At 64.9% G+C, this 2,497-nt stretch carries 1 protein-coding gene and 1 pseudogene; one reads left to right on the plus strand and one right to left on the minus strand.

Annotated features, from left to right (window positions below; translation table 11 throughout):
• Window positions 1-1,269, minus strand: a 1,269-nt coding sequence (locus AHiyo1_RS14210; protein WP_148667598.1) for an HAD-IC family P-type ATPase, incomplete at its 3' end; no start/stop codon positions are given.
• A 268-nt stretch (window positions 1,270-1,537) separates the two neighbouring features.
• On the opposite strand from AHiyo1_RS14210, the pseudogene AHiyo1_RS14215 reads away from it, so the two are divergent.
• Window positions 1,538-2,497: pseudogene (locus AHiyo1_RS14215) on the plus strand (phosphoketolase); the annotation flags it as partial.

A 2,497-nucleotide genomic window follows, 5' to 3' on the forward strand; every position in this document is an offset into this window, starting at 1 on the left:
GGTCCGGCGGCGCTGGTGGTCGAAGTCGATCAGGTCGAGGCGCTCAAAGCGGGTGGGATCAAACGGTGCCGCACCCGAGCTTTCCCATAATGCGGCATCCAGCGGATTCTGCCCGGCCGTGGATTGCTTGGCCTCGGAGTAGTCGGTTTCGGTGGCCAGCAGACCCAAGGTGAGGAGTTCGGCGTCGGAGACGTCCGGGGAGGCGGGCAGCGCGCCGATGAAGCTGATGCGCCCCTCGGTGAGGGTGCCCGTCTTATCGGTAACCAGGATGTCCATGTCGCCCAGGTCCTCGATGCAAACCAGCCGTTTGACCAGGACCTTCCGCCGGGCCAGCTGGCGGGTGCCGGTAGCGAGGCTGGTGCTCACGACGGCGGGCAGCAGCTGCGGAGTGATGCCGACGGCGATTGCCAGGGAGAACAGCAGAGACTCGATCAGCGGGCGCTGCAGGAGCAGGTTCGCGATGAAGATCAGCGTGGTGAGCCCGATAGCCACCTGCAAAAGCAGGAACGAGAACCTCTTCAGCCCGAGCTGGAACTCGGTCTGGGGTTGCCGTTCTCCCAGGCCCAGGGCGATACGGCCGAATTCGGCGCGGCCGCCCGTGGCTACGACGACGCCCGTGCAGCCGCCGGACTGGATGACGGTTCCCATGAAGACGCAGGATGCGAGGTCCCCCAGGGACGATCCGGGTGCCACGGGGGCGTGATCTTTGCCGGCCGGCAGGGACTCCCCCGTCAGGATGCTTTCGTCGCAGAGGAGGTTCTTAGTGCTCAGGAGGCGGATGTCGGCGGGGATGATGGCGCCCAGGCTCAGGTGTACGACGTCGCCCGGCACCAGAGCGGTGACGTCCACCTCCTGCGTGGTTCCGTCGCGCAGCACGACGGCGCGGTGGGTTACCCGGGAATGCAAGGCTTCGGAGGCCCGTTCGGCGCGGAATTCATTGGTGAAGCCCAAACCCACGCTGACCAGGAGGATCACGCCGATCACGATCGAATTCGTGGCATCGCCCAGGAAGAGGGAAAGCCCTGCCGTAATGATCAGCAGGATGAGGATGGGGCTGGCGAACTGCCGGCCCAATACCGCCCAACCGTTGGCCCGGTGCGTCCGGACGGCGTTCGGGCCGAGTTCTGCGAGGCGTTCCGCGGCTTCTTTGTTTGTCAGGCCGGCTGGGCTGGAGCCCAGATGTTCGAGCACTTGGTCCGGGGGAAGGCATGCGGCCTCGTTGATCGGCAGCTGCATGCGGTGCCGCTCCTTGACGTTGAGATCTGACATGCCGTATCCGTTCGAATGCGTTGCCTGAGGGAGTCGCCCTTGGGATAAGGGTACGGCTTGGGGAGGGAGGACGAGTGCCGTGGGTTGGGCTGTGTCGAGCGGTTGGAAATGGCTACGTGGAGTTGTGATAGCAGCCTCGCAGCGGCGCGGCCTAGGGCCCTATGGCCCTAACCGCCCCGGTGGTGCATCTGACACCGTGAAGACCAGAACAGTCCAGACGCCAGAAACGCGTGCATTCCACGCCGTCGAACCCGGAAGAGGCAAGCCCATGGAAACCGGAACCCCCGTCACCGGCGCGTCGGCCGAAGACTTCGAGCTGTTGAACCGGTACTGGTCCGCGGCCAATTACCTCACGGTGGCCCAGATCTACCTTCAGGAAAACCCTCTACTGAGAGAGCCCTTGCTCCCGCGCCACATCAAGCCCCGGCTCCTTGGCCACTGGGGAACCAGCCCCGGGCTGTCGTTGATCTATGCCCATTTGAACCGCCTGATCAGGCGAACCTCAGCGGAAGTCTTGTTCGTCGCTGGTCCAGGCCACGGCGGTCCCGCCGTCGTCGCCAACGTCTATCTTGAGGGCACCTACTCGGAGATCTATCCCAAAGTGGGGATGGACCTCCAGGGACTCCGGCGCCTTGTCCGGCAATTTTCGACGCCGGGCGGGATCGCGAGCCATGTCGGTCCGGCCACTCCCGGATCCATCCACGAAGGGGGCGAGCTTGGCTACTCCTTGATGCACGCCACGGGCGCGGCCATGGACAACCCCGGACTGATTGTCGCTTGCGTCATCGGCGATGGCGAAGCCGAGACCGGCCCGTTGGAGGCTTCATGGAAGGCGCCATCCTTCCTCAATCCGGCCCGCGACGGCGCCGTGCTACCGATACTCCATCTGAACGGATACAAGATCTCGGGACCGACTGTCCTGGGCCGCAAATCCCATGAGGACGTCGAAGCGCTGCTCAGTGCCCATGGCTGGGATCCGGTGACCGTCTCCGGCGAGGGCCCGGTGCTTGTCCACCGCGCATTGGCCTCCGCGATGGACGAGTCTCATGGGCGCATCCGCGAACTGCAATCCAAGGCGCGTAGCCAGGGCGTGCACGGCCCAGCGCGATGGCCTGCCATCATCCTGCGGACGCCAAAAGGGTGGACCGGGCCAGCCATGGTGGACGGGCTTCCCGTCGAAGGAACCTTTCGCTCCCACCAAGTGCCCTTGGCAAACGTTCGCGAGAAT

The organism is Arthrobacter sp. Hiyo1 (assembly GCF_001263615.2).
Taxonomy (GTDB): domain Bacteria; phylum Actinomycetota; class Actinomycetes; order Actinomycetales; family Micrococcaceae; genus Arthrobacter.